Source organism: Protofrankia sp. CiP1_Cm_nod4 (assembly GCF_982290645.1).
Window position 1 is genome coordinate 8,109 of record NZ_CEVIVC010000017.1, and the last position, 23,501, is coordinate 31,609.

Consider the following 23,501-nt stretch of genomic DNA (forward strand, 5'->3'; position numbering starts at 1 on the left):
AACATCGACCGCAAGCACGACGAACGGGTCTTCTTCTTCGATCCCCGCAACGACCTGCGGGAAACCTACGAGCTCGACAAGCGGCTGCGGGACATCTGGCGCGACATCATCTACAGCTATACGGCGGCGCATCGTCCCGGCGAACTGAAGGAGCCCGACCCCAAAAACCCGGGAGCACTCGTATCGAGCCGTCACCTGGTCCCCCCAAAGGGCATGGAACCAGAGAAAATTACCGACGGTGACCTGCTCTACGTCCGGCTGGACGCCCGCGGTGAGATCGACAGCCTGTATCCGGTGACGATCGCGCGCGAGCTGTTCAGCGTCCCACCGAGCGAGCTGCTGCCCCCGTCGCTGCGGCCCGCGGACTCGATCAGTGAGCTGTCCCCCGCGGACCGGGTGTTCGGCTGGGTCCGCACCGAGGACCGTCCCGGAGCCGGGCCCGACGGCCGGCGCGACCCGGCTGGCGCCTGGCTCGGCGCCGTGCGCATCGGCCCGGTGCGCTGCGACCAGGCGTCGGACGCGCCCGCCGAGAGAAAAAGCCTCCCGCCGCCGGCCGGCGGGCCCGCCGTGGAGCGTTTCCGGGATCCGGGCCTGCCGCTGGCGATTCTCGGCCAGCCCAAACCCGGCCAGGGCCGTTTCTATCTCGGCACCGAACGCAACGGCCATCCCGCGCCGCTGCCGGCCGGGCTGCCCAAGGGGAGCTGGTTCGTCTCCGAGGGCCGAATGCTGCGCGGACGCAAGGTCTACCCGCATCACGCCGGCCTGCCCGACCGCTACTGGCAGGACCCGGCCGCCGACCGCACCCAGAGCCTGGACGGCGGGCGCTACCAGGAATACCGTCGACCGCGAAAGTCCGCGGTACCGGAGAACAATTCACGCGCGAACCCGCTGAACCGCGACGGAACCGCGTTCGCCACCCTCACCGGCGGCGGGGAGAAGGACGAGAACCGCGACGACCAGAACCGGTCGATCGAGGGCTGGGTCCGGCCCGGCACGACGTTCACCTTCAGCGTCGACGTCCGTAACCTCACCGGGGCCGAGCTGGGCGCGCTGCTGTGGCTGCTCGACCTGGGCGCCGGCGAGCCGAGCCGTTTCCACCGGCTGGGCCTGGGCAAACCGCTGGGTTTCGGCAGCGTCCAGCTCACCGTCGACCCGGCCCGCACAGACCTGCGCACCGGCGAGTCGTGGGCCGAGTACTACCGCTCGATCATCCCGGACGAGCCCGTTTCCGACGGTTTCCCGGCCGCGGCCCGAGAAACCGTCGGCGAGTTCCGGCGGGCGGTGGCCGGCGGCGATGACGAGCGGTTCGAGCAGGTCCCGCACATCCGGGCTTTCCTCGCCGCCGCCACCGGAAATCCGCTCACGCCCGTGCACTACCCAAGGGTCCGCCCGAACGGCCTGCGCACCGACGTCCCGGTACCCCCCGACCCCCGCGGCCGCTCGTTCGAATGGTTCGTCCAGAACGAACGCCAGGGCCGCGATGTCCAGGGCGCCCGCGGCGTCAGTCTCCCCGACCTCGGCGCCGCATCCTCTCCCCAGCCTCTCTCCATCTATCCCGGCAAGGATCAGCCCAGCAAGGACCGCTGACGACGGGGACGACAACCACGGCCGCGATCCTTCCCGGCCGCCAGCCGTACCGTGCGCTCCGCACAGTACGGCCCCACCCCACCCGAAGTATCGGCCGATCACGAGATTGAGGGAACAAGTGGCTGTGATAGCAGCCGTTTGCACCCTCAATCCCATGAGCGGAGCGGGATACGACCGGTGGCGCTCCGGCCGCCCGGCGCCGGGGTGTGCGGTCGGGCCCGGCGTGGTCTGCCGGTGACGGGCGGGCGGCGGCAAGGGCGGGATGGCGGCGGCGGTGGTGTCATGGGCTGAGTTGTTACGGGCTGACGGCGCTGTCGCACGCTGACGGCGGTAGCCAGCCGGGGGCGTCCGGCTGGGAGGAGCGCTACCGTCGGTTACTGAAGTCATGTCTTGCGGGGGCTGGAGGGAGGGGATGCCGGTGAGTACGGCTGCGGGGCGGTTGGCGGCGTTGGCTGGCATTCCGCTCGTCTCCCGGCACGTGCAAGGCACTTTCGGGCCGGCGACGCTCCGGCTCGCCGGGGCCCGCGCGGTGCTGGACCTCGACGACGGCGGCAGCCCTCCACTGCGCCTGACCTGGACGGACGAACCCTGCCAGGCAACGGATACACCTGGCCGGACGACGGGCAGGCCGGGCCGGACGACGGTGGGCCGCCAGCTCGCGGACCTGCTGCGCACCAGGGGCACGGCCGTGTTCGCCCGGCCCGACCTGCTGCGGCTCGCCCGCCGCAGGAAGATCACCGATCTGCCGATAACGGCACCGGCCGCACCGCGATCCGTGCAGGCAACCACGGTCCGTGACGGCGTCCGCCTTGAGATCACCTCATGGCCGGACCCCGCCGCCGGGACCCGTGTCCCGCGGAACACAGCCCCTGACAGCCATGACCGCGGCCTCCGCCCGGCTGGAACCCGCGTTCCGCGGAACACAGCCCCTGACGATCAGGCCTCTGAGCCCCAGCAGGCTGGGGCCCGCGTTCCGCGGAACACAGCTCCCACGGCATCGACAGTCCCCGGCGCTGGGCACGAAACCGAGCACGGGCCCCGAACAGCCCCGACGGTTCCAGCTCCGACGGTTCCAGGTGGCGCGCCGGCAGCCCCGCTGTCGGCAGCGGGAACGTCTACGGCCCACGATCCGGATCGTGACGCTCGGGATGCCCACACGACCGGCTTCGGGGCATGGGCCGGGACACGGGCCGTCGTGCTGTCCACGGCACAGGCACGTGACCTCGCGGACCTGCTGGAGGCATGGGCCGCCCTGCCGCCCGGCTGACGGCCGGGTCCAGGTCCGGGTATGTGACGGCCAGGTATGTGACGGCGCCGGCTGTGCTGTTTCTCGGCATCACGCCACCCCGTAGCCGTCAATGCCACGCAGCAGGACGTCGACCCAACAGACACCGGCCCCGGCGACGAGGCGCGTGAAGCGGCCGACTTCGGCTTCGGCCTCCTCCTCGCCCAGCCGCAGATGCCGTCGGAAGGCCGCGACAACGTCGGCCTTCTTGCCGTACGCGGCATCGACAATCACCTTTAACAACCGAACTGTGACGGCATTGAGTACCGGTTCACGAATGACACCGGCCTCACGCGCGGCACCAGGCTCACGAGTGGCACCAGGCTCACGAATGGCGTCGGAACCCGGGGCGGGAGGAGCCGCGCCAGGTCCCGCCCCGGGCATCCGCGCATCCGGACGGCTCTTCGGCCACGTCCCTGGCCGGCCGCTTTTCGGGTGGGTCTTCGGCTGGCTCTTCGGCGCGGTTCTCGAAGGGACCGCCTTCGGCCGCGGCCCCGGATTCTCCCGCCGGCCATAGCCATCGCCATGCGTGTCGGGATGCGTGTCGCCATGCGTGTCGGGGTGCGTGTCGCGCACCCGCCCGTCATCGCTGGGACGAACAGGCGGCAGGAGTTCGGCGATGATCGCCTTTCGTGCGGTGTCGGCGTCCGCCTCGGCCGCGCAGGAATCCTCGACGGACGGCACGTGATCGCCGATACATTCGTCCGGGCCGGTCTCATCCGGAACCCCGCCGGGCCGTCCGGCGAGCGGACCGGCAACGGCCCGCGCGTAGAAGTCGGGGTTGCACCGGCGCAGCAGCGCGAGCGAGCGCCGCAGCCGCTCGTCGGTCTCCCGCTCGCTGAGACCGAACCTGAGCTGCATTTTCGGCAGCGAGAACGGGTCGGTGATCTCGTCCCGGAGACCAAGCAGGAAATGGATGAGAATGTTCTGGCCGACGGGGTCGGCGCGCAGCGGCGCGGCCCATTCAGCGGTGCTGATCGCTACTTCCGGACGGGTCGGCAGGCCGCGTTCGGCGGCCGATTCCCGGCGCACGGTCGGCACGATCCGCCCGGCCGTGGGGAAGTGGACGAGCTGCGCCCACACCGCCCGCAGCCAGCCCGGCGGCTCCGGCGAGATTCCCCCGGGGAAGGCGGGGTGGCACAGCATGGCGCCGTGAACGGCGGCCTCCTGCCATTCGGCCTCGGGCGTCACAAGATGGTCACGGACGACGATCAGCTCACGAACTTCCTGACCGGCATTCGAGCCGCCGGCGATCGTCGGTACGTCGCCCATGAGAGCGGCACGTATCCGGCCGAAACCGTCCATGAGCCGAGGCGTCCACTGGTCCATGCAACGCTGGCAGAGCGGGCCGGGTATCGGGTGGGCGGCGTCGAACATGGGTGGCCGGTCGGGACGGCAGGCGCACGTCCCCGGCTTGGCCCGGTGGACATCGCGGACGATCACCGCCCACAGCGCCGGGCCCACCAGCTCGCGGAAGGCCGCGAATGCGTTGTTGTCGTCCTCGTCCGCGATGTCGGCGAGTGTCAGGGCAGCCATCGGTCCTCCTGTGTTGGGCACGCTGAACCACGGGTGGTGATCCGGCAACAAAGCGACGCCACGAAGACGCCACAGCACTCGGATGCTCCGAGTGCTTCACAGGGGACCGGGACCGCGAAGATCCTGGTCATCGACCACACGCCGCGCGTAGTGGCCGGTCGGCAACGTACTGGGGCTCGTCAGCCCCTGTCAACACCCACCCATTCCGGACGGGACGCCCCGGCCGCCGGCCCCATGGGCCCTCGCCGTCCGGCCCAGCGCCATCGGGTTCGGCGCCGCCCAGCGCCAAGCCCCCACATCCGATCGTCACCCGAGCTCCCTCCGCACGTCAGAGCCACAAGCGAACACGGGAAGCGCACGATTGTGCCGCTTTCGGCTCTGCCCCCGACCGCCCTCCTGCTGGAGAACAGGTCAGATTAGGGCATGCCCCGTCACGCCCCGCGGCAGGGTGCCCACGACACTCCCAGTCAATCCCCTGCGCACCATCGCAAACACAAAGAGCAACGAATCGGGCCATTTTCACGATCACCGAGGACGCGCGGACGCTCTCCTCTGAGAGCCGTAGGCAGAAACCGCCGCGGTGACAACAGCCACCACCTACGCCCCCGGACCCCGTAGGTGGAAACCGTCACGATAACAACCGGAATCACCCATATCTTCCGCAGTTCCGCAATCGCCCTCCGGCCGCCGGGCCGGCTTCCGCCCGACACGGAGATCCGGCCCCATGGACCGAAAGCACCGGAACGCGGAAGTCCGGATTCTGTTTCAAGCCGATGCGGAAAGCCGGTGCTCTACAGCTCAGGGTGCACGGCGCATTCCAGATGCTGAACTAGTTTCAATCCGATGCGGAAGGCTGGGGCGCTGCGACAGTACCACCGGTCCCGGGGGTGCTGACCCGCGCTTCCCACCGCTCCGTCGTCCGTCAGGGATGGGTGGGTCGTGTCGATGCGGTACGGGCGGGGTGGGGACGTTGGCGGGGCCCGGGATGGTGTGGCCGCTCCGGCGGCCTACCGTGAGATTCAGGTCGGGTCCTGGGCTGTGGCACGGGCAGGCCGTGGCAGGCCGGGACGCCGAGGATTGGAGAGGTGAGCTGTGCCCGCTCGCGTTGTCGTGTCCGTCAGGCCGGTGTCCCCGAGGGCGTTGCCGCCACCGTACACGGGGCCGGCGGTCAACGCCGCCGTGCTCGCGGCCGTCCGCGAGGAGTTGTCGCCCGAAGCCAGCGCGTACCTGCACGACGGGCCGCCGCCGCGGCCGTTCGCGATCACCCCGCTCCTCGACGAGCACCAGCGCGCCCCCGGCCGGTCGTCGGCCAGGGTCCGTTTCGAGGTCGGAATCCTGCTCGACGAGATCACCAGCTCGATGCTCGCCGCTCTCCGCAACCGCGACCGGTGGCGTTTCGGCTTCACCGACTACGTGACCGAAGCGGTCGAGCTCGCCGGGGGCGAGCCGTACCCGGATCTGCTCGCCGCCGCTCCCCCGGCGACGTCCTGGGCGTTCGGGCTGGTCACGCCGGTCAGTTTCGCCACCGGACGCGATGACGGCGTGCGCCGCCAGCGCATCCTGCCCGATCCCGAGCGCGTGTTCGGCACGCTGGCCTACCGGTGGCGGGCCTGGGCGCGGGATCTCGCGCCGTTACCCTCCGACATCGATGCCACGATCAACGGCCATCTGGAGCTCGTCGAGACGACCCTTTCCAGCGCCGAGTACGTCGTCAAGATCGGGGCGCCGAAACGCCGCGGCTGCGTCGGGTTCGTCCGCTACCAGCTTGCCGCGCCCGCGGACGTCCCGCCGCGGACGCGCGCCGCCCTCAACGCCCTGGCCCGTTTCGCCTGCTACGCGGGCATCGGCGACCGTACCCCCAGCGGCATGGGCTACGTCGTCGCCGACCCGGACGGCCAGCACCGCATCCGGCGCCCGGAGCGCGTCAGGCGTACGGACGGCGCGCCGTCCCGCGCGCCCGCGTGACCGCACCGGCCCGGGGCGGGGCCCCGCCCCGGGTGGTTGCGGCGGTCGAGCTGGGAAATGCTGCAAGATACAGGTGAGAAGGGAGCGACCGTATGACCGACACGAAGACAGCCTGGGACGACGTGGCAAACAGTCTCACCACGCTGGGGCAACGGGTGAAGGCGCACTTCGACGACGTCGTCGGCGAGCGTCCGTTCGACCGCAGGGGAGTCGACGAGGCGCTCGCCGAGCTCCGCGCGACCCTGGACCGGGCCTACTCCGCGGCCGGCCAGGCTGCGAAGGACCCGACGGTCCGTGAAAGCGCATCGAAGATCGGCTCATCGTTCGTGGACGCACTGTCCAGCACCTTGATCGACCTGGGCCAGCGCCTGAAGAAGCTCCGCCAGTAGCGGAACCTGATCCAGGCGAGTTTGTCGTTGTGCACGCTTTCCGGTCCCGCGGGCGTACACAACGGCAAACTCGCGGCGATCTTCCGCGGCCGGCGGGCGGCCCGGATGGTAAAGGGTGAGACCTGCGGGTAGCGTGCTTCGCCATGGATCCGGTACGGGTATTTCTTCTGGATGATCACGAGATCGTCCGGCGTGGCATCCGGGAGGTACTGGAAGATACCGGGGAGATCCGGGTCGTCGGCGAGGCGTCGAGCGCGACCGAGGCGCTGCGCCGCATACCCGCGTCCAACCCGCAGGTCGCGCTGTTGGACGCGCGGCTGGAGGACGGCAGCGGTATCGACGTGTGCCGGGACATCCGCTCCGCGCACCCGGAGATCGGCTGCCTGATCCTGACGTCGTACGACGACGACGACGCCCTGTTCGCCTCGATCATGGCGGGCGCGGCCGGCTATCTGCTCAAGCAGATCAAAGGCACGGATCTCGTCGGCGCGATCCACACCATCGCCTCGGGACGTTCCCTGCTGGACCCGGCCGTCACGCAGAAAGTGCTGGCCCGGCTGCGGGAGGGCCCGGCCGAGGACGGCAGGCTGGTGACTCTCAGCGACCGGGAACGGGAGATCCTGCTGCTGATCGCCGAGGGGCTGACCAACCGGCAGATCGCCTCCCGGGTCCACCTGTCCGACAAGACCGTGAAGAACTACGTGTCCGCGATTCTCGACAAGCTCGAGCTGACCAGCCGCACCCAGGCGGCGGTTTACGCCACGAAACTCCAGGGGCAGCAGAAAGAGCAGCAACAGGCCGTCCAGAAAAAAGCCGCCCAGAAGTAGGCCCGCCGGGCAGCGCGGAACACGGACGGGCCGCGTACGCGGGCGGCGGCCCAGTCCCAGTCCCAGGCCCAGTCCCAGGCCCAGTCCCGCCGGCCCGGATCGCGTTTCAGATCACGTTCACGCGGCGTTGGACGGCCAGGAGCGCCTCACTGATCGGCACCGCGGTCTGGATGACGCTGGCGGTTGGCCACGGTTGCGCGCGGGCCGCCATCGCCTGGTGGACGGCGAGGGTGGCGTCGGAGGGGTCCTCCCCGGCGGCGGCCCGGCGGGCGATCCGCGCGGCAGCCACCTCCGGGGAGGTGACGCAGCGCAGCTCGACGAGTTCGCTGCTGGTCTGCTCGGCGAGGCTGGCGGCGGCGGCCCGATGCCCGGCCGTGGACCACGACGCGTCGAGCACCACGTTCTCCCCCCGTTCCAGGGCGTGGCCGGCCCGGCGCAGCAGCTCGGTGTAGGTGGCGTCGGTCGCCTGGGCGTCGTAGGGCCCCTCGAACAGGCTGGCGGGCACGTGCTCGCCGGCGGGCAGGCCGGCCAGTTCCTTGCGGACGATGTCGGAGCGCAGCAGCACCCAGCCGTCCTCGGCGTCGGCGAGCTTCCCGGCCAGGGTGGACTTGCCGGTGCCGGGCAGGCCGCCGATGAGGACGAGCCGGACCCGGCCGCGCCGCAGGTGCGACAGCGCGATCCTGGCGAGCCGGCGCGCCTGCCGGGCGGCCTCCGGCACGCCCTGGCTGGCCCGGATGCAGGAGACCTTGGCCCGCACCAGCGCCCGGTAGGCGATGTAGAGATGCCGCAGCGACGGCGGGTGCGTCTCTCCGGCGAACTCCCCGTACCAGGCCAGGAACTTCTCGGCGGCGTCGGCGGCGCCGAGGCGCTCCAGGTCCATGGCGAGGAAGGCGACGTCGCCGAGCACGTCCCCGAGCCGCAGCCGGCGGTCGAACTCGATGCAGTCGAGCACCCGCGGGCCGTCGTCGAGGCAGTAGATGTCGTCCGCGAGCAGGTCGCCGTGCCCGTCCCGGATCCATCCGGCGCGCTGCCGGCCGGCCAGCAGCGCCGCCCGGCCGGCAAGGTAGCGGGGGGCGAGCCGGCCGATCTCGTCGATGACACTCGCGTCGATCAGCATCCCGCTGAACGGCGCGATCCCGGTGAGGCTCTCCCGCCACAGCCCCTCGAGGGTGGCTGGGCTGCCCGCCTCGGCGATCTCGGCGGAGGTCGGGCAGCGCTGGTGGAAGGCGGCGAGCAGCCGGGCGAGCGCGCGTAGCTGCCCGTCCACCCGCCGTCCCATGGCGATCATGCTGGACAGGCGCCGGTTCACGGGCATCCGCCGCATCACGACCATGTGGTCCACCAGCGTGCCGGCGCTGTCGCGGATGTCCGCCACGCCGAGATAGACGTCGGGGGCGAGGCGGCGGTTGAGCTCGACCTCGGCCCGGCAGGCCGCCTCCCTCGCCTGTCGGGTACGGAAGTCGAGGAAGCCCAGGTCCAGCGGCTTCTTCACCTTGTAGACGCGGTCGCCGGAGAAGTACAGCGTCGCGCTGTGCGTCTCGATCGTCTCCAGGTCGGCCAGCTGCGCCATGGTCAGCCGCGGGCCGGTGAAGCGGATGTCGGTGAACCGCGGGCTGTCGAACTCGGGGCGTCCGACCTGGAGATACATGTACGGACGCGCGTGCGGGCCCGTACGCTCCGGCACTGTCGTCCGGCCATCGACGGTCATGACACCTCCAACGTCAGAACATGTGGCGGCGGCAGGCGCGATAGTGATCATCCGAGTCGGCCGGACCAGCCGACCGGCACCGGCCCCGGGCACGCCGCCGCCGCCCGATGTCCATCCTGAGCTGGGAAGAAGGTCGAAACGACCGTCGGAAGTTTCTTCGGGGACGGGCCGTTCGGACCCCGCCACCCGGACCTCCGGCCCACGGCTCCCTCCGGATGGCGCTTCCCCGGACGGACGAAGCGTCCCAGGCGGCTCACGCATCCCGCACGGTCCAGCATCATACGAGCATGATTGATGACGTTGAGTAAGATCAGCCGGCCTGACCGGCTGTGGTGGGAACTGTGGGTGACTCAGGTCAGGGGTACGGACCAGCGCAGGTGGGTACCGCCTTCGGGCCCCGCGGAGAGGTCGAAGGTACCGCCCAGATCTTCGGCTCGGCTGCGCAGGTTCGCAAGCCCGCTACGACGCTCCGTGCTCCCGATGCCCACACCATTGTCGATCACGTCCACGTCGAGCCGGCCCCCGGCGGCCCGTACGACGACCTCGACGCTGCTGGCCCGGGCGTGCCGGGCCGCGTTCGACAGGCCCTCCCGCACCACGGCGAGCAGATGATCGCCGGCCGCCGCGTCCACCATCGTGTCCAGCGGGCCTTCGAACCGCAGGTACGGCGCGAAGCCGAAGGCGTCGCTCACCGCGTCGACGACGGAGGAGACCCGCGCCCGCAGGCCGGAACCGGCCGTCGCCCGCCGGCCCCGCAGCTCGAAGACGGTCGAGCGGATCTCACGGATCGTCACGTCCAGGTCTTCCACGTACGTGGCCATCCGGCGGGCCGGCCCTGGCCGCTCCTCGGCGGCGGCCAGCCCCTGCATGCCGAGCGCGACGGCATACAGCCGCTGCATGACGTGGTCGTGCAGGTCACGAGCGATCCGGTCCCGGTCCTCCAGGACGACGATCCGCTCCCTGGCAGCCCGCGCCTGGGTGATCTCGAGGGCTGTCGCCACATGCCCGGCGAACGCCGCCGCCATATCGAGATCACTGTCCGTGAACGGTGTGGCCCCGTGCCGCCGGCCGAGCACCACCGCCCCGTTGGCCACCTGGGAGCCGGCCAACGGGACGATCATCAGCGGGCCGATCCCCTGCGCGTAGGGATCGTTGCCACTGGCCTCGGCCGCGGCGTCCGAGACGAGCAGCGGCGCGCACATCCGCACCGCCTTGCCCCCCAGCGAGTCGTCCATAGGGATCAAGGTGCTCTGCAGCACACCGGCATCGTCACCGTCGGCAACCTCAACGGTCAGGTGCGACGAGGACTCCCCGCTGAGGAGGATCGCGGCCACGTCCGCGCCGGCGAGCTCCCGGGCCCGGCTGACAATCATGTTCAGTGGCCGCTCGCCGTCACCGAGTACGTGGCGGGTGATGTCCGCCGAGGCCTGCAACCACCGCTGGCGACGTTGCGCCTGATCGAACAGCCGGGCGTTGTCGATGGCGATCCCGGCGCTTGCGGCCAGCGCCAGGACGAGTTCCTCGTCCTCGGCCGTGAACGTCCGGCCATTGCGCTTCTCCGTGAGATAGAGGTTGCCGAAAACCTCGCTGCGGACCCTGATCGGAACACCGAGGAAGGTCCGCATGGGCGGATGGTTCGCCGGGAAGCCGACGGCCCGGGAATTCGTCGCGATGTCGTCCAGGCGGAGCGGCTGTGGCTGCGCGGTGAGCAGGCCCAGCACCCCCTGCCCCCGCGGCAGCTGCCCGATCTTCTCAACCAGTGACGGCTCCATGCCGACATGGATGAACTGCTCGAGATGTCCTTCTCTGGCGATCACCCCGAGGGCGCAGTACCGGGCGTCGACCAGCTGGCAGGCCTCCTCCACGATGCGGCGCAGCACCACCTCCAGGCTGAGGTCGGCGATGACCGTCCGGGTGGCCCGCAGCAGGCCGCGCAGCCTGCTCTGCGTCTCGATGACGTCCTGCGCCCGGTCGACGAGCTGGGTGAGCAGCTCATCGAGCTCGAGGCGGGCAGCTGCCGGGAAGGCCAGCTCTCTCACCGACTCCGCGGACGGGTCACTCGGCAGGGACGCGGATGTGCCGGAATCCAGCGTGCCCGTGGAGATCTTCCCCGTCTCCTGGTCGTCCATACCTCAGACAGACTAACGGACGTACGCCAACACCGACGAGCCCCCCGGAGTGATCGATCCACGAATTCCGCGTCCCCGCGCGGGCGCCCTGCGCCTCTGTATTCCTTGCGGAGCGGCACCGGCGGTGCCCGCCTCCCGGATATTCGCACCGAACTGGCCGGACGCGTCGAATACCCGTTTTGTTATGATGTGACCAGCCGCCAGGAACCAGCCGGTGCCCCGGCGGGCAAGCCGGTGACATGCCCATGCGCTCCGTTCGGGCCAGGCCGGAGAACTGGTGGGAGAACTGGTGGGAGAACTGACGGAGAACCGGCACGAGGCTGCCCCCCGGGCCATCTGCCCGGACGCGGCGGTGACATTTTTCGGCATGGCGGTGACGGCGTTTTCCACCGGATAGACAGCCCCGTCCAGGCGCTGTGCCGGAGCGGTAATGACATCGGCCGCGTCACGGCCCACCGCGACCGCGATCTGGTCGTCCGCCACGCTGCCGCGAGAATGCCGCGCGACAACCGTGAAGAGGTCGTTCACGAGGGCGCCGGGATCTCTGCCGGGGATGCGTGCCAGCTCGTCGGCCAGCCGCCGGAAACCGAACTGGTTCCCGGCCGGGTCGCGCGCCTCGGTAATGCCGTCGCTGTAGGCGCACAGCACGTCCCCCGCAGCCAGGCGGGCCCGCTCTGTCCGCCACGTGCCACTCCCGCCGCCGCTGCCGGCGGGCAGGATGGTGGCGACGAGAGGCCCTGTCGGCGCCAGCGCCACGAGCCCCGCCCTTCCCGCTCCGTTTTTTCCATCCCCTCTTTTTCCATCCCCTCCCGCGCCCAAGCCGTCTCCGGCGGTCAGGGCCTCCCCTTCCGTACCCGGGTCCAGATCATCCGGGTCCAGATCATCCGGGTCCAGATCATCCGGATCCAGGGCACCCGGATCCACGTCGCCCACCCTCACGTCGCCCGCGCGCACGTCTCGCTCGCCGCCCGGACTCCGGATGATCACCGGTTGTGGGTGCCCGGCGTTGGCGTACTCGACAAGGCCGGTTTCACGATCCACTGTTGCGACGAACGCGGTCGCGAACATCTCACCGGTGTCACCGAGGCATCGCTGCGCCCACCGGACCGCCTCGCCCGGGGTGCTCCCGGTGAGCAGCGCGGCCGCGAGCAGCTGCTTGACCAGCAGCGCATGCACGCCGGCGACCGGGCCGTGCCCCGCCGCGTCCCCCACCGTGAACCCGAGACGGCCGTCGGGCAGCTCGAAGATGTCGTACCAGTCGCCGGCGAGCAGGCCCTCCGCCGGGATGATCCGGCTCGCGATCCGCATGCCCGGGATCTCGGCCACGGACGCGGCCAACGCGTCCCGCAGCGCCGTCACCGTCGGTCCCTGTTGGCCGATCGTGGCCAACACACGCAGACGCATCGCGTCCAGCCCCTCTCCGAGCTCGGCCAGTTCGGCCGGGCCGTCCCGCGGCACAGCCTGGTCGTAACCGCCACCGGCAAGTTCCCTGACCGCGCGCAGCAGCCCGCGGACCGGCGCGAGGACCGACCGCCGGACGCCGACGACCATCACGGCGACGACCAGGAAAACCAGGAACACGGCACCCAGCGCGCCGGCCAGCAGCTGCCACCCGGCCCCGTCGGCCTGAGCCGACAGCCGCGCCTGGTGGCGCAGAATCTCCTGCTGTATCGCGGCCAGCCGGGTACGCATGGCGTCAAGGCCCGAGTTTGTCGCGGCAGCCGCCTCCGCCGGATGAATGACCACCGTGTTCTCGGTACGAACGGCGGCCACCGCGGGATCCGCGTGCGAGCTCCAGGCCCCGTGCGCCTCCGTCACCTGCCGCACAAGGCCGGACAGCCGCCCGAGACCGGCGACGGCGGCGGACAGCTGGTTGATCCTGGCCGAAATATCCTGGGACGCGACCAGCGGCGGCTTGAGAAGCTCGGGCCGGCCGGTCGTCAGATAACCGCGCCAGCCGCTGTCCTCGTCGGCGAGATGGTCCAGGAGAACAGCCACATCCGCGGCGGCCGGCTCCAGCCGGTCATGCTGGACGGCGGTGGCGTCCGCCGTCCGGACCGCGGCTGTCAGCGCGGCCCCGAGGCAGCCGAACGCGATGGCCAGCGTAATGGCCACCACAACGACCACCTTCCTCTTCATCGCGTTCTCCCCCGCGCCGACGGCCCTCTGTCAAGCGGTGGCCCTGGTGGTGAGAACCGCTGGGCAGCGGCGGAACGCCGGCTACCGGCCTGGGCCGCCCGTACGGGCCCGCGCCGCCGAGCGGCCCGCGCCCCCACGCGCCCTCACCTGGTTGTGGCTCCGGCCGCTCCACCAGGCCCTCTCCCAGCCTGGCGGAGCCGTCGCGGCTGTGACAGGGACCTTCGGCAGAGGCGGTGGGGTCTGTCCCGACCCGCCTTGACAGGTGCCATGACCTGGCCGGTAGGCAGGCAGCGCGATCTGGCCGGTCGGCCCCGGCGCCGACCGGCGCACGCGGCGGACGAACGGCGGTCATCCCTGGCATGGACGCGGTGGCGGCCACCGCGACGGAGCGTGCGCGGACGCGTCGCCGGCTACGGCGAGCCCCTGCCCGCCGCCACGAGGCGGCCGGAGGGCCCTCAGGATCTGAACGGATCCTTCATCTGGTGGCCGCCGGATGACCTGGTCAGCGCGTGGTACCGAGCTACGGCGTCCGTGCGGTTGGCCGCGCCGAGCTTCCGCAGAATGTGCTTCACGTGCGATTTCACGGTGCCTTCGGTCACGAACAGGCTGCTCGCGATCTGTGCGTTCGTCTTACCCGAGGCAAGGCTGCGCAGCACCTCGCACTCACGGGGGGTCAGGCTGGCGAACAGCGCGTCCTCGGGATATGCCACCGGCGTCTCCCGGAAGTTCTGCCCCGACGAGTACGCGCCCAGCGAGCGGTTCGCCGGCTTCTCCGAGTCATCGCCGATCTCCATGACGTCCTCGGCGATGTCGTCCACGAGGTCGTTGACCGCGCACACATGTTCGTTGAACATCGACCGCATGAACCGTAGCCGCCGGAAGAGCGCGTTTCTCTCGAACGCGACACCCACCCCCGCGGCGAACATGCCGATCAGGTCCCGGTCGAACTCGTCCACCCCGCCGCGCTCCACCTGCCGGTCGGCGTGCAGCAGCCCCACCACCTTGCCCCAGGAGATCACCGGGGCGGCCACATAGCCCTTGGTGTCGACCACGGCAACCATCTCGGTGTGGACGCGCGAGCTCGACTGGGGGTCGCGTACCAGGATCGGGACGCGGCGCCGTGCCATCTCGCTCTCGACCAGCGGGCCGGTCAGCGGCCGAGGGTTCGCGATACCGACCTGCACCAGCGTCTGGGCGAGCTGCTCCTCGCCCTCCATGTAGGCCGTCCGCGCGACCCAGACACCCTTGTCGATACGTGAGAACAGAATTCTGGTGAAACCCAGCCGATGGGCCTCCACCGGCGCCCGCTCCTCCAGAGCCGACAACGAGGAGGCCCCACGTAAGTGGCAGAGCGCCTGCTCGACGCCGAACATCCGCGCCGTCTGCCGCGCCAGCGTGGCCTCCATCAGCGCGACCCGGGCCAGCCCCGACTGCAGAAGAACCTCCCCCAGCTGCCGGACCGCGGAGTCCCTGGACGACTGGACGGCAAGGTTCATATATTCGGCCGCCGCGCACTGCGCCGCCCGCAACGCCGCGTCGGCCGCCTTCGAGTCACTGCTGGTGAAATTCGAATACGTCACGCCGTCGTCAAGAACCCGCTCGGCGGCTCTCAGTATCTCCCTGGCCCGCTGGACGCCGTCCTCGACTGCCAGCGGCCCCGGGCCGGCCATCTCCCCGGCCATCTCCCCGGCCGTGTCCCAGTCGGGTATGGCCGCGTCGGCCGTGCCCGAGCCCATCGCCATCATGCCCGGGCCCGACCCGTCGTCCAGCACGCGAGCATGGACACCACTGCCCATTCCCGCCTCCTCTTCGAGCTCTTCGAGTCGCAAGATCCCCTGCAGTCTCGAAGCCATGCGCCAGAGAGCTGGACGCGCGGCTGGCCGATCCTCCCTCAGCCTTCCGGCGACCGGTGTGGCACGGCTTCGACCCGTCACGCAACGGACGGTCGATGATCGACATATCACTCGACTTTGGTCGATACATTAGACCAATGGGCCAGACTGGTCCAGGCACGATGTGCGGCCGCTTCGCCGAGCGTCATGCGCTCGGCACGCCCCACCGAAATAGTCGATCATATCGCCGTGCACAGCCGGATGGAGGGTGGCCCTCGTCGGCGGGCGCCTTCCGCCAGGAAGATCATAAAGAGCATGTCGCCGGGTAGACCCACCGGGCCAAAAAAAACATACCAGCAGGAAACGCCCGGGCCGGCCGGTTTCGCGAGCCCGGCCTACAGGCCCAGCGACCTACTGATGATTGTCTTCATGATCTCGCTCGTGCCGCCGTATATACGCGTGACACGGGCATCCGCGTACAACCGGGCAATAGGGTATTCCAGGATATAGCCGTAACCACCGAACAGCTGCAGGCAGCGGTCGACCGCCCGGCCCTGCAGTTCGGTGCAGTAGAGCTTCACCTTCGCCGCGTCCACCGGGCTCAGCTCACCGGCGACGTGCTCGGCCAGCGCGCGGTCCACCATCGCCTGCGCCGCCTCTATCTCCGTGGCCACCGCGGCCAGTTCGAACTTGGTGTTCTGGAACTGGCTGACCGGCTTCCCGAACACCTGGCGTTCCCGGACGTAGGTCACGGTCGCGTCCAGCGCGGCCCGGGCCGCGGCCAGCGAGCTGACCGCGATGCTCAGCCGTTCCTGGGGCAGACCGCGGGTCATCTGCTCGAAGGCCGCCCCCTCCTCCCCCAGCAGGTTCTCGACCGGCACCCGCACGTCGGTGAACGACAGTTCGATGGTGTCCTGGATCTTCAGGCCGATCTTCGCCAGGTTGCGGCCCTTCTCGAAGCCCGGCGTGCCGTCCTCGACGACCAGCAGGCTAAGCCCCCGCCGCCGGTCGGAGCCGTCGCGTGAGGTTCGCGCCACCACGACCACCAGGTCGGCGAGCGCGCCACCGCTGATGAACGTCTTCGCGCCGTTGAGCACATAGTGATCGCCGTCCCGGACCGCGGTCGTGCGCACGCCGGCCAGGTCCGAACCGGCGCCCGGCTCGGTCATACCGATCGCCGCGAACAGGTCACCGCTCACCAGGCCCGGGAACCAGCGCCTGCGCTGCTCCTCGTCGGCGTAGTCCAGGAAATACGGAACCACCACGTCCAGGTGCACCTGTAACGTCCCCAGCGCGACCAGCGCCCGGGCACACTCCTCGTTGATCACCGCGTTATAGGTGAAGTCCGACTGGTCGCCGCCGCCGTATTCGGCCGGGAAAGCCATCCCCAGCACCCCGAGCTTGCCCAGGTCCCGGAAGAAGTCCCGGGGGACCGCGCCGGCGGCCAGCCAGTCGTCGAAGACGGGCACCACCTCGCGGGCGAGAAACTCCCGGAGCAGCTGACGGAAGCTCTCGTGGTCGGCGGTGAAACCGGTGCGCCGCATTTCCGACGTCCTCTCATGATGTCGTGGACAGCACGGTAGCCCCACCGGCCTCACCCGTCGCGAACAATCGACGACACCGAAGGGCCCCGGCCAGGTCCGCTGGCAGGGCGTGGGACAGCCGGGGGAACAATCCGGTATATACCGTAGCAAAACAGCCGAAGCCAGAAACGACAGTGCGATCAGAATTGGGCAGGAACAGGAAACAGCGGGGGCGTGGGAACGGCTGCCGGGCACCGCTCCCACGCCCCCGGGCCCGCCCGTGGTCCCACGGACGGCTCCGTGGCCTTCCGGGCTACGAGGTGTTCACTACAAGGTGTCCGCACAAGGTGTCCACCGCGCGCTCGGCTCAGCCCCGTTCGGGCGTCCAGGTGGCGGGCAGCCGCTTGACACCGTTCATGAAGTTGGACAACAGCATGTCGCGCTCGCCGACCCTGAGATCCTTCATACGGGTGTATATCTCCCGCACCTCAGTCTTGATCATCTGCTTGGCGAGCATGTGGCCCAGGCAGTAGTGCGGGCCACCGCCGCCGAACGCCTGGTGCGGGTTGAACTTGTTGACCCGCCGCACGTCGAACGTGTCAGGATTCTCGAACATCTCGGGATCCCGGTTGCTGGATATGTACCACATGACGACCTTGTCGCCCTTTTTGATGGCCTCTCCACCGATCTCGGTGTCCCGTGTCACCGTGCGGCGGAAATGCATCAGCGGCGGTTCCAGCCGCAGGCACTCGTTGACGGCGTCGTCCGCGCGCCTGTCGAAGTCCGCCAGGACGTAGTCGAGCTGCTCGGGATACTGCTGGAACAGCGCGAGCACGTGGGCCATCGAGTGCCGGGTGGTGTCGTTGGCGGCCGCGGCGAGCAGCGCGAAGAAGACACCGAGCTCCTCGACGGTCATCTTGTTGCCCTCGTACTGCGCCTGGGCGACCCAGCTGAGCAGGTCGTCACCCGGGTTTTCCCTGCGTTCCCTCGCCAGCTCGATCGCAAGGGTCGCCAGCTTCTGCGAGGCGTCGGCGAACACCTGGAGCGGAGAGCCGATATGCGCGTACTCGGGGTCGCTCCAGCACGCGAACTGTTCGGCCGCGTCCATCACGTACTGGATCTGTTCCGGGTCGGTGATCCCCATGAAGGTCGCGAAGATCCGGCCGGGCACCTCCTTGGTGATCAGCTGGCAGAGGTCCCCCTCACCCAGGGGGGCGACCCTGTCGATGACCTGATGAACGATCCCGCCGATGTCCTCCGACATCTTGAAGATGTTCTTCGGCGTGAAGGCGACGCTGACGATACCCCGCATCTCGGTGTGCCGAGGAGCATCCGTCACGATGAACGACAGCATCGTCTCCAGCTGCGGGAAGTCGTCGACGAACACGCCGTCGGCGGAGCTGAACAGCTCCGTGTCCCGGGAGACGTTCTGGATGTCGCGGTACTTCACCACCGACCAGAACCCCTGGGCGTTGTTCAGGTTCGGGTCCAGAGAATCGGGTGCCTCGTGCCAGCTGACCGGCTTGTTCTCCCGTAACCAGCGGAATGCCTCGTGATGGACGGACCGGGGCTTGGCCCAGAACTCGAGCGAGCTGAGCCGCGTGTCGACGGTGCCATCAGTAATCGTCATGGTAGCCCCTTTCTCAGGCATGTGCTACAGGCCTGACGGTAATCTTCCGAGCTTCGCCGCACTCCCCTCGTAGGAGTCAACCTGGTGCCCCTATCGAGATAAATTCCCGCGGGAGCCACCGCGCCGCCGGAGCCGTCCGGCGCGGACCGGGGACCGGGGAGTGCGCTCAAAACCACGACGAATTCTCGCCGTTCAGTTCAACCTGCTCCGACAACTGTGGCCGCGACCGCCGAAACACCGTCGCGCACCGGCACCTAACGGATGGAGCCGGCCGGGCGTCATACGATCGCCACGGCCGGCTCCTCTGGTTCTTCCATCAATTCTGTCCAGTTTTCGAGGAAGCCGGTCAGAAACGAATCAGACCGCGGATGTTCCGGCCGTCCAGCAGGTCCTGGTATCCCTCGTTGATGTCCTCCAGGGAATATTCCCTGGTCACCAGCTCGTCGAGCTTCAGCTGGCCACGGTTGTACAGCTCAAGATAGCGGGGAATGTCGTGCTGCGGGTTCGAGGAGCCGAACAGCGCGCCGCGGATCGACTTCTCGTACAGCGTCAGCTCGAACAGCGACCCACTGATCGAGAAGTCCGTGGGATGCCCGATCGCGGTCACCACCACCCGGCCGCGCTTACCCACCAGGCTCAGCCCCTCGCCGACGTACGCGCCCTCGGCGACGTCCGTCGTGATGATGCACGCGTCCGCCAGCTGCCCGCGGGTCAGCTCGCTGACCAGCTCCCGTGCCGCGTCGACGGTGGCGGCCGTGTGGGTCGCGCCGAACTCGACAGCCTTCTGCCGCTTGAAGTCGACGGGGTCCAGCGCGACGACGGTCCGCGCGCCCGCGGCCCTGGCCCCCTGCACCGCGTTGACGCCGATACCACCGACGCCCATCACGACCACGGTGTCACCCGGCCGCACCTGCGCGGTGTTCACCGCGCTGCCGTAACCGGTCGGGACACCGCATCCGATCAGCGCCGCCTTGTCCAGCGCCGCACCCTGATCGATCTTGACTATGGACGCGACCGGGACGACCGTGTATTCCGAGAATGTCCCGAGAACGCACATCTGCCCGATGTCGTGACCGCGCGTGTGGAATCGGTAGGTACCGTCCAGCTGGGGGCCGAGAATAATCGCCGCCCCGAGATCGCAGAGATTCGTCAGGCCACGCGAGCAGTATGAGCAGCGCCCGCAGGAGGGCAGGAAGCTCAGGACGATCGAGTCACCCTCCGCCACCTCGGTCACGCCCGGCCCGACCGCCGCGACGACACCGGCGCCCTCATGCCCACCGACGACCGGGAAAGGAATCGGGATGTCGCCGCTGACCAGGTGGTAGTCCGAATGACACAAACCGCTGGCGGTGAGTTTGACCAGAACCTCGCCCGCCTTGGGCGGATCGAGTTCGATCTCCTCGACCTGCCACTTCTCCCCCAGCCCCCACAGGACGGCGGCTTTGGTCCTCATTCCGGCGACCTCCTTCGACGGTGAAGGCTCCGTCTCGAGCGCGCCAGCCGGCGCCAGCCGAATGCTGCTGGCACGCTCGAGACGCCTGCTCCACAGGATGACCTTGTGACGTGGGTAACAGTACTCCCGCCGCACCCCCGACGGATCTTCCATATGAGGTGTTTCAGTACCCCTACGGGGAGAGGACGACATCGGGGGATGACAACCCGCTTATGATCATTACGGTCGCGGTAGCCACCCGGCCGAGGAGGGCCGGACCGACGACCGCGTGGGCCACCGCCGACGATGTCGCAGGCCGGCCGCCGGAGCCCACGCGCGGGCGGGCGGCGGCTGCGGTAGCCACCCGCTGACGGAACCGACCGGACAGACCTTGAGCAGATCACGAACGACCGGCGGCCCGGTATGCCCGCGCTCCAGTATGCGCACTACACCATTCACCGAGCGTCATCTCGCCGAAAGTCGTTCGAGCAGGCGGAAGCGCTGGCACGACCGGGATCGTGCCCCTGGTAGGAATCGAACCTACGGCCTACCGCTTAGGAGGCGGTCGCTCTATCCACTGAGCTACAAGGGCAGGGCTACAAGGGCAGGGCTACGAGGAGCTACAAGGGCGGGCCTGGTGTCACGAGAAGGCCTCCGACGGCACCCCAGCTTACGCATCATCCGTCGTCCCGGTCGTACCCGGTCGGCTATGCGAGTGGACCAGATGGGACGAGTCACAGGGCCGGCGGAGCCTGACCTGACCGTCTGTCACCATATGTCCCGCCGTCGATCGCTACCGTGACCGCCGCTCATACCAGCGCTCACGGCGCACGGGCACCGGCAGCGCTCGGCGCGGGCCGCGGCGAGCCACGTCCTGCCACGCACCCAGCCGTGTGACCAGGCCCGGTGAGGGACGACCGGGACGGGGCCGCCCGGGCGGTCAGCCGAGCTGTTCGGCCAGCTCGACGAGCTCCTTGCATTTCGGGCACACCGGGAACCGCTGGGGATCACGCACCGGCTCGAACCTGTAACCACACAGCGCGGTCACGCGTCCGCCTTCGATGGAAGCCCGGACGATCTCCTCATGGCGCGCATAGTGGGCGAAGTCATTACCCTCGTCCGTACTGCCGTGAGTTGTCTCCGGTGCGATCTGGGTCGAGCTCATACACCGAAGTGTATGACCCGCACCGGGAGACCGATCCGCCGATCCCGCCAGCCGTTTCCCGGCCGGGCTCCCGGCGGCCGGAACAGGCCCTGAAGCCGGTCGACGCGCAACCGGCACGGGCAGCAACCAGCACGGGCAACCAGCCTGGAAACGGCGCGGACAGGGCGGCCCGCGTACCTAGGTGGGTACGCCTTCACAGGCGTACTCTTGAGGCTGGATGAAGGAGCCCGGTGACTGGACTGATCGACAGTACCGAGATGTACCTCCGTACCCTCTACGAGCTGAGGGAGGAGGGCATCCCGCCACTGCGCGCGCGTCTGGTGGAAAGACTGCACGTCAGCGCACCCGCGGCCAGCGAGTCCACCTCACGGCTGGCCAGCGAGGGCCTGGTCGCCCTCGCCAACGACCGCACCGTGCAGTTCACCGAGAAGGGGCTGGTCCGCGCGACAGCGGTCATGCGCAAACACCGTCTCGCCGAACTGCTTCTCACCGAGGTGATAGGTCTGGACTGGGCCCTCGTCCACAACGAGGCCTGTCGGTGGGAGCACGTGATCTCCGACGAGGTGGAGGCACGGCTCACCGCGATCCTTGGTGACCCGGAGAAGTGCCCGTTCGGGAACGTGATCCCGGCAGGCCCGTTCGACCGCCCGGTGGGGCCGCGGCCCCTGGCGCCGCTGAGCCTGCTGGCCGCCACCGACTTCACCAGCGCCGGGACGGCCTCGGTCACGGTCAGCTGGATCTCCGAACGGCTACAGACGGACGAACGGACCATGCGCCAGCTCCGGGACGGCGGGGTGCTGCCCGGTGCCACGCTCGTCATCCGCGGGCACGGTGACGTCGTCGAGGTCATCTCCTCGGACGCGGTCGCCCCTGCCGAGGAGGCGGGCGCGTCAGGCCAGCTCCCGGGGCGGGAAGCACCGGCCATCGACATCTCACGGCGTGCCGCGGGGCTCGTGTATGTCGAACACCCCGGTATCCCCCCTCACGGCTGAACACACACGTAGCATCATCATCCAACGCCTGGTCTGGACACGGCCGGCTTCAGGCACCGGGGCGCACCGCACCGGCGTACGTCTCCCACCAGACCGGCTCGAGGCGGATCACCGTCCCTGTGCGCGGTGCGTCGATCATGTTCCCGTTGCCGACGTAGATCCCCACATGGTGTAGATCCTCACCGAAGAAGACCAGGTCACCTGGCATGAGTTCGCCGCGGGAGACCCGCCGTCCCTCGTTCCACTGGGCACCGGTGAAGTGGGACAGGGCGACTCCCGCCTTCGCCCACACCCACTGGGTGAGCCCCGAGCAGTCGAAGGCGTCCGGCCCGGCCGCCCCCCACACATACGGCTTGCCCAGCTGCGCACGGGCCTGTGCGACCGCGACCGCCGCCCCGCCGCTCCCGATCGCGGGCGGGCGGGCCGGCGTGGCGGCGGCATCGGTGGCTCCACGGCTGGTGCTGCCGATCAGGTCGCTGCGGCCGCGCAGCTGGTCCCGCTCGGCCGCGGCCGCCTGTGCCTGCGCCTGCGCGGCCGCGGCGGCTGCCAGCTCGCCCGCCCGGCGGGCCGCCTCCTCGCGGGCACGCGCCTGGCGGACAAGCTCGGCGTGCCTGGCGACCAGGCCGTCGAGCAACGCACGCTGCTCCGTCACCGACGCCTCGATGCGCTTCTTCCCCTCTTCGAGGGACGCGGTTTCGCGTTGCCGCTCGGCAAGAGCCGCCTGCGCGGCGGCCTGCGCGCCGGCCAGGTCGTGGCGGGCCGAGCGCAGCTCGATCTCGGCGGCCCGGCCGCGGCGGGCGAGCGAGTCCATCGCGCCCACCCGGTCGAGTGCCGTGCCGGGGTCGCCGGAGAACAGCACCGAGAGCTGTTCGAGACCGCCCGAACGGTAGGTGGCGGCTCCCAGCGCGCGGCGTCTGTCCGCCGCGGCCCGCACAGCGTCCCCCGCATGCCGGACGTTCTCGGTGGCCGTCGACACGGCCTGCTCGGCGGCGCTCAGCCGCAGCCGCCCGGCGTTGAAGGCTTCGGTCGCCGTCTCGGTCGAGTGCGTCAGTTCGGCGAGCTGTTGCTGAGCGGCCGCGATATCTCTGTTGACCTTGTCGATGCCGTCGGCTCTGGCCGGTGTGGCGGCGCCCGGCAGCAGTATGATCCCGCCGGCGAGAACGCCGACCAGACCCAGAGCGCCCGGTAGCCGTTCAGGCACCCGGCGACAGCTTTCCGAGGCCTCCGGAACAGCCGGAGCCTCCCCCGAGGCGCCGGGGACGCGGCCCGGCCGCTGGCGCGCGCGGCGTTCGTGCGATCTACGGACGAACGAGCCACGCCAGCCGGCGCCACCACAACAGTAGCAATCCGCAGTCAAACCAT

General features: G+C 69.7%; 15 protein-coding genes and 1 tRNA gene. 5 read left to right on the forward strand and 11 right to left on the reverse strand.

The window, feature by feature from the left end; genetic code table 11:
* A partial coding sequence (locus AC5LSR_RS05665; protein ID WP_250282167.1) for a TIGR03986 family type III CRISPR-associated RAMP protein occupies positions 1-1,587 on the forward strand: 1,587 nt, incomplete at its 5' end.
* A 1,336-nt stretch (positions 1,588-2,923) separates the two neighbouring features.
* Here the strand turns inward: AC5LSR_RS05665 and AC5LSR_RS05670 are convergent.
* A complete protein-coding gene (locus tag AC5LSR_RS05670) occupies positions 2,924-4,063 on the reverse strand; it encodes a hypothetical protein (protein WP_493468229.1) in 1,140 nt (379 codons plus the stop codon).
* A gap of 1,437 nt (positions 4,064-5,500) precedes the next feature.
* Here AC5LSR_RS05670 and cas6 point away from each other — a divergent pair.
* From cas6 to AC5LSR_RS05685, 3 genes are all read left to right on the forward strand, one after another.
* Positions 5,501-6,373, forward strand: a complete 873-nt coding sequence (cas6, locus tag AC5LSR_RS05675) for a CRISPR system precrRNA processing endoribonuclease RAMP protein Cas6 (RefSeq protein WP_250292635.1) — start codon at positions 5,501-5,503, stop codon at positions 6,371-6,373.
* 92 nt (positions 6,374-6,465) lie between these two features.
* Positions 6,466-6,762 carry a hypothetical protein gene (locus tag AC5LSR_RS05680; protein WP_250282172.1) on the forward strand — a complete coding sequence of 99 codons (297 nt, stop codon included), beginning with the start codon at positions 6,466-6,468 and terminating at the stop codon, positions 6,760-6,762.
* Between the two features lie 143 nt (positions 6,763-6,905).
* A complete protein-coding gene (locus AC5LSR_RS05685) occupies positions 6,906-7,589 on the forward strand; it encodes a response regulator (protein WP_250282174.1) in 684 nt (227 codons plus the stop codon).
* Positions 7,590-7,695: 106 nt separating this feature from the next.
* Here AC5LSR_RS05685 and AC5LSR_RS05690 read toward each other — a convergent pair whose 3' ends face one another.
* From AC5LSR_RS05690 to AC5LSR_RS05730, 9 genes are all read right to left on the reverse strand, one after another.
* Entirely contained in the window at positions 7,696-9,297 is a 1,602-nt protein-coding gene (locus AC5LSR_RS05690) for a bifunctional aminoglycoside phosphotransferase/ATP-binding protein (RefSeq protein WP_250292632.1), read from the reverse strand.
* Positions 9,298-9,647: 350 nt separating this feature from the next.
* Positions 9,648-11,426, reverse strand: a complete 1,779-nt coding sequence (locus AC5LSR_RS05695; RefSeq protein WP_250292629.1) for a sensor histidine kinase — start codon at positions 11,424-11,426, stop codon at positions 9,648-9,650.
* A 12-nt stretch (positions 11,427-11,438) separates the two neighbouring features.
* On the reverse strand, positions 11,439-13,565 hold the full coding sequence (locus AC5LSR_RS05700) for a PP2C family protein-serine/threonine phosphatase (RefSeq protein WP_445548559.1): 2,127 nt from the start codon (positions 13,563-13,565) through the stop codon (positions 11,439-11,441).
* Between the two features lie 455 nt (positions 13,566-14,020).
* Positions 14,021-15,361, reverse strand: coding sequence for a LuxR C-terminal-related transcriptional regulator (locus AC5LSR_RS05705; RefSeq protein ID WP_250281250.1), 1,341 nt, complete (start codon positions 15,359-15,361; stop codon positions 14,021-14,023).
* A 431-nt stretch (positions 15,362-15,792) separates the two neighbouring features.
* On the reverse strand, positions 15,793-16,941 hold the full coding sequence (locus tag AC5LSR_RS05710; RefSeq protein ID WP_250281249.1) for an acyl-CoA dehydrogenase family protein: 1,149 nt from the start codon (positions 16,939-16,941) through the stop codon (positions 15,793-15,795).
* A 346-nt stretch (positions 16,942-17,287) separates the two neighbouring features.
* Entirely contained in the window at positions 17,288-18,550 is a 1,263-nt protein-coding gene (locus tag AC5LSR_RS05715; protein WP_250281246.1) for a cytochrome P450, read from the reverse strand.
* A 346-nt stretch (positions 18,551-18,896) separates the two neighbouring features.
* On the reverse strand, positions 18,897-20,003 hold the full coding sequence (locus AC5LSR_RS05720) for an NDMA-dependent alcohol dehydrogenase (RefSeq protein WP_250281244.1): 1,107 nt from the start codon (positions 20,001-20,003) through the stop codon (positions 18,897-18,899).
* Between the two features lie 498 nt (positions 20,004-20,501).
* Positions 20,502-20,574: transfer RNA gene (locus tag AC5LSR_RS05725), tRNA-Arg, on the reverse strand.
* A 348-nt stretch (positions 20,575-20,922) separates the two neighbouring features.
* Positions 20,923-21,147, reverse strand: coding sequence for a DUF3039 domain-containing protein (locus AC5LSR_RS05730; RefSeq protein WP_047223755.1), 225 nt, complete (start codon positions 21,145-21,147; stop codon positions 20,923-20,925).
* 230 nt (positions 21,148-21,377) lie between these two features.
* Between AC5LSR_RS05730 and AC5LSR_RS05735 the strand changes: the two genes are divergently transcribed.
* Positions 21,378-22,139 carry a metal-dependent transcriptional regulator gene (locus tag AC5LSR_RS05735; RefSeq protein WP_250281243.1) on the forward strand — a complete coding sequence of 254 codons (762 nt, stop codon included), beginning with the start codon at positions 21,378-21,380 and terminating at the stop codon, positions 22,137-22,139.
* Positions 22,140-22,188: 49 nt separating this feature from the next.
* Here AC5LSR_RS05735 and AC5LSR_RS05740 read toward each other — a convergent pair whose 3' ends face one another.
* Positions 22,189-23,340: a C40 family peptidase gene (locus tag AC5LSR_RS05740; RefSeq protein WP_250281241.1), complete on the reverse strand. Its 1,152-nt coding sequence runs from the start codon at positions 23,338-23,340 to the stop codon at positions 22,189-22,191.
* Between the last annotated feature and the right edge of the window lie 161 nt (positions 23,341-23,501).

Coding starts and splice junctions, on each gene's coding strand:
- AC5LSR_RS05680 (WP_250282172.1), top strand. CDS start 6,466: ATGACCGACACGAAGACAGCCTGGGACGACGTGGCAAACAGTCTCACC.
- AC5LSR_RS05685 (WP_250282174.1), top strand. CDS start 6,906: ATGGATCCGGTACGGGTATTTCTTCTGGATGATCACGAGATCGTCCGG.
- AC5LSR_RS05690 (WP_250292632.1), bottom strand. CDS start 9,297: ATGACCGTCGATGGCCGGACGACAGTGCCGGAGCGTACGGGCCCGCAC.
- AC5LSR_RS05695 (WP_250292629.1), bottom strand. CDS start 11,426: ATGGACGACCAGGAGACGGGGAAGATCTCCACGGGCACGCTGGATTCC.
- AC5LSR_RS05700 (WP_445548559.1), bottom strand. CDS start 13,565: ATGAAGAGGAAGGTGGTCGTTGTGGTGGCCATTACGCTGGCCATCGCG.
- AC5LSR_RS05705 (WP_250281250.1), bottom strand. CDS start 15,361: ATGGGCAGTGGTGTCCATGCTCGCGTGCTGGACGACGGGTCGGGCCCG.
- AC5LSR_RS05710 (WP_250281249.1), bottom strand. CDS start 16,941: ATGCGGCGCACCGGTTTCACCGCCGACCACGAGAGCTTCCGTCAGCTG.
- AC5LSR_RS05715 (WP_250281246.1), bottom strand. CDS start 18,550: ATGACGATTACTGATGGCACCGTCGACACGCGGCTCAGCTCGCTCGAG.
- AC5LSR_RS05720 (WP_250281244.1), bottom strand. CDS start 20,003: ATGAGGACCAAAGCCGCCGTCCTGTGGGGGCTGGGGGAGAAGTGGCAG.
- AC5LSR_RS05730 (WP_047223755.1), bottom strand. CDS start 21,147: ATGAGCTCGACCCAGATCGCACCGGAGACAACTCACGGCAGTACGGAC.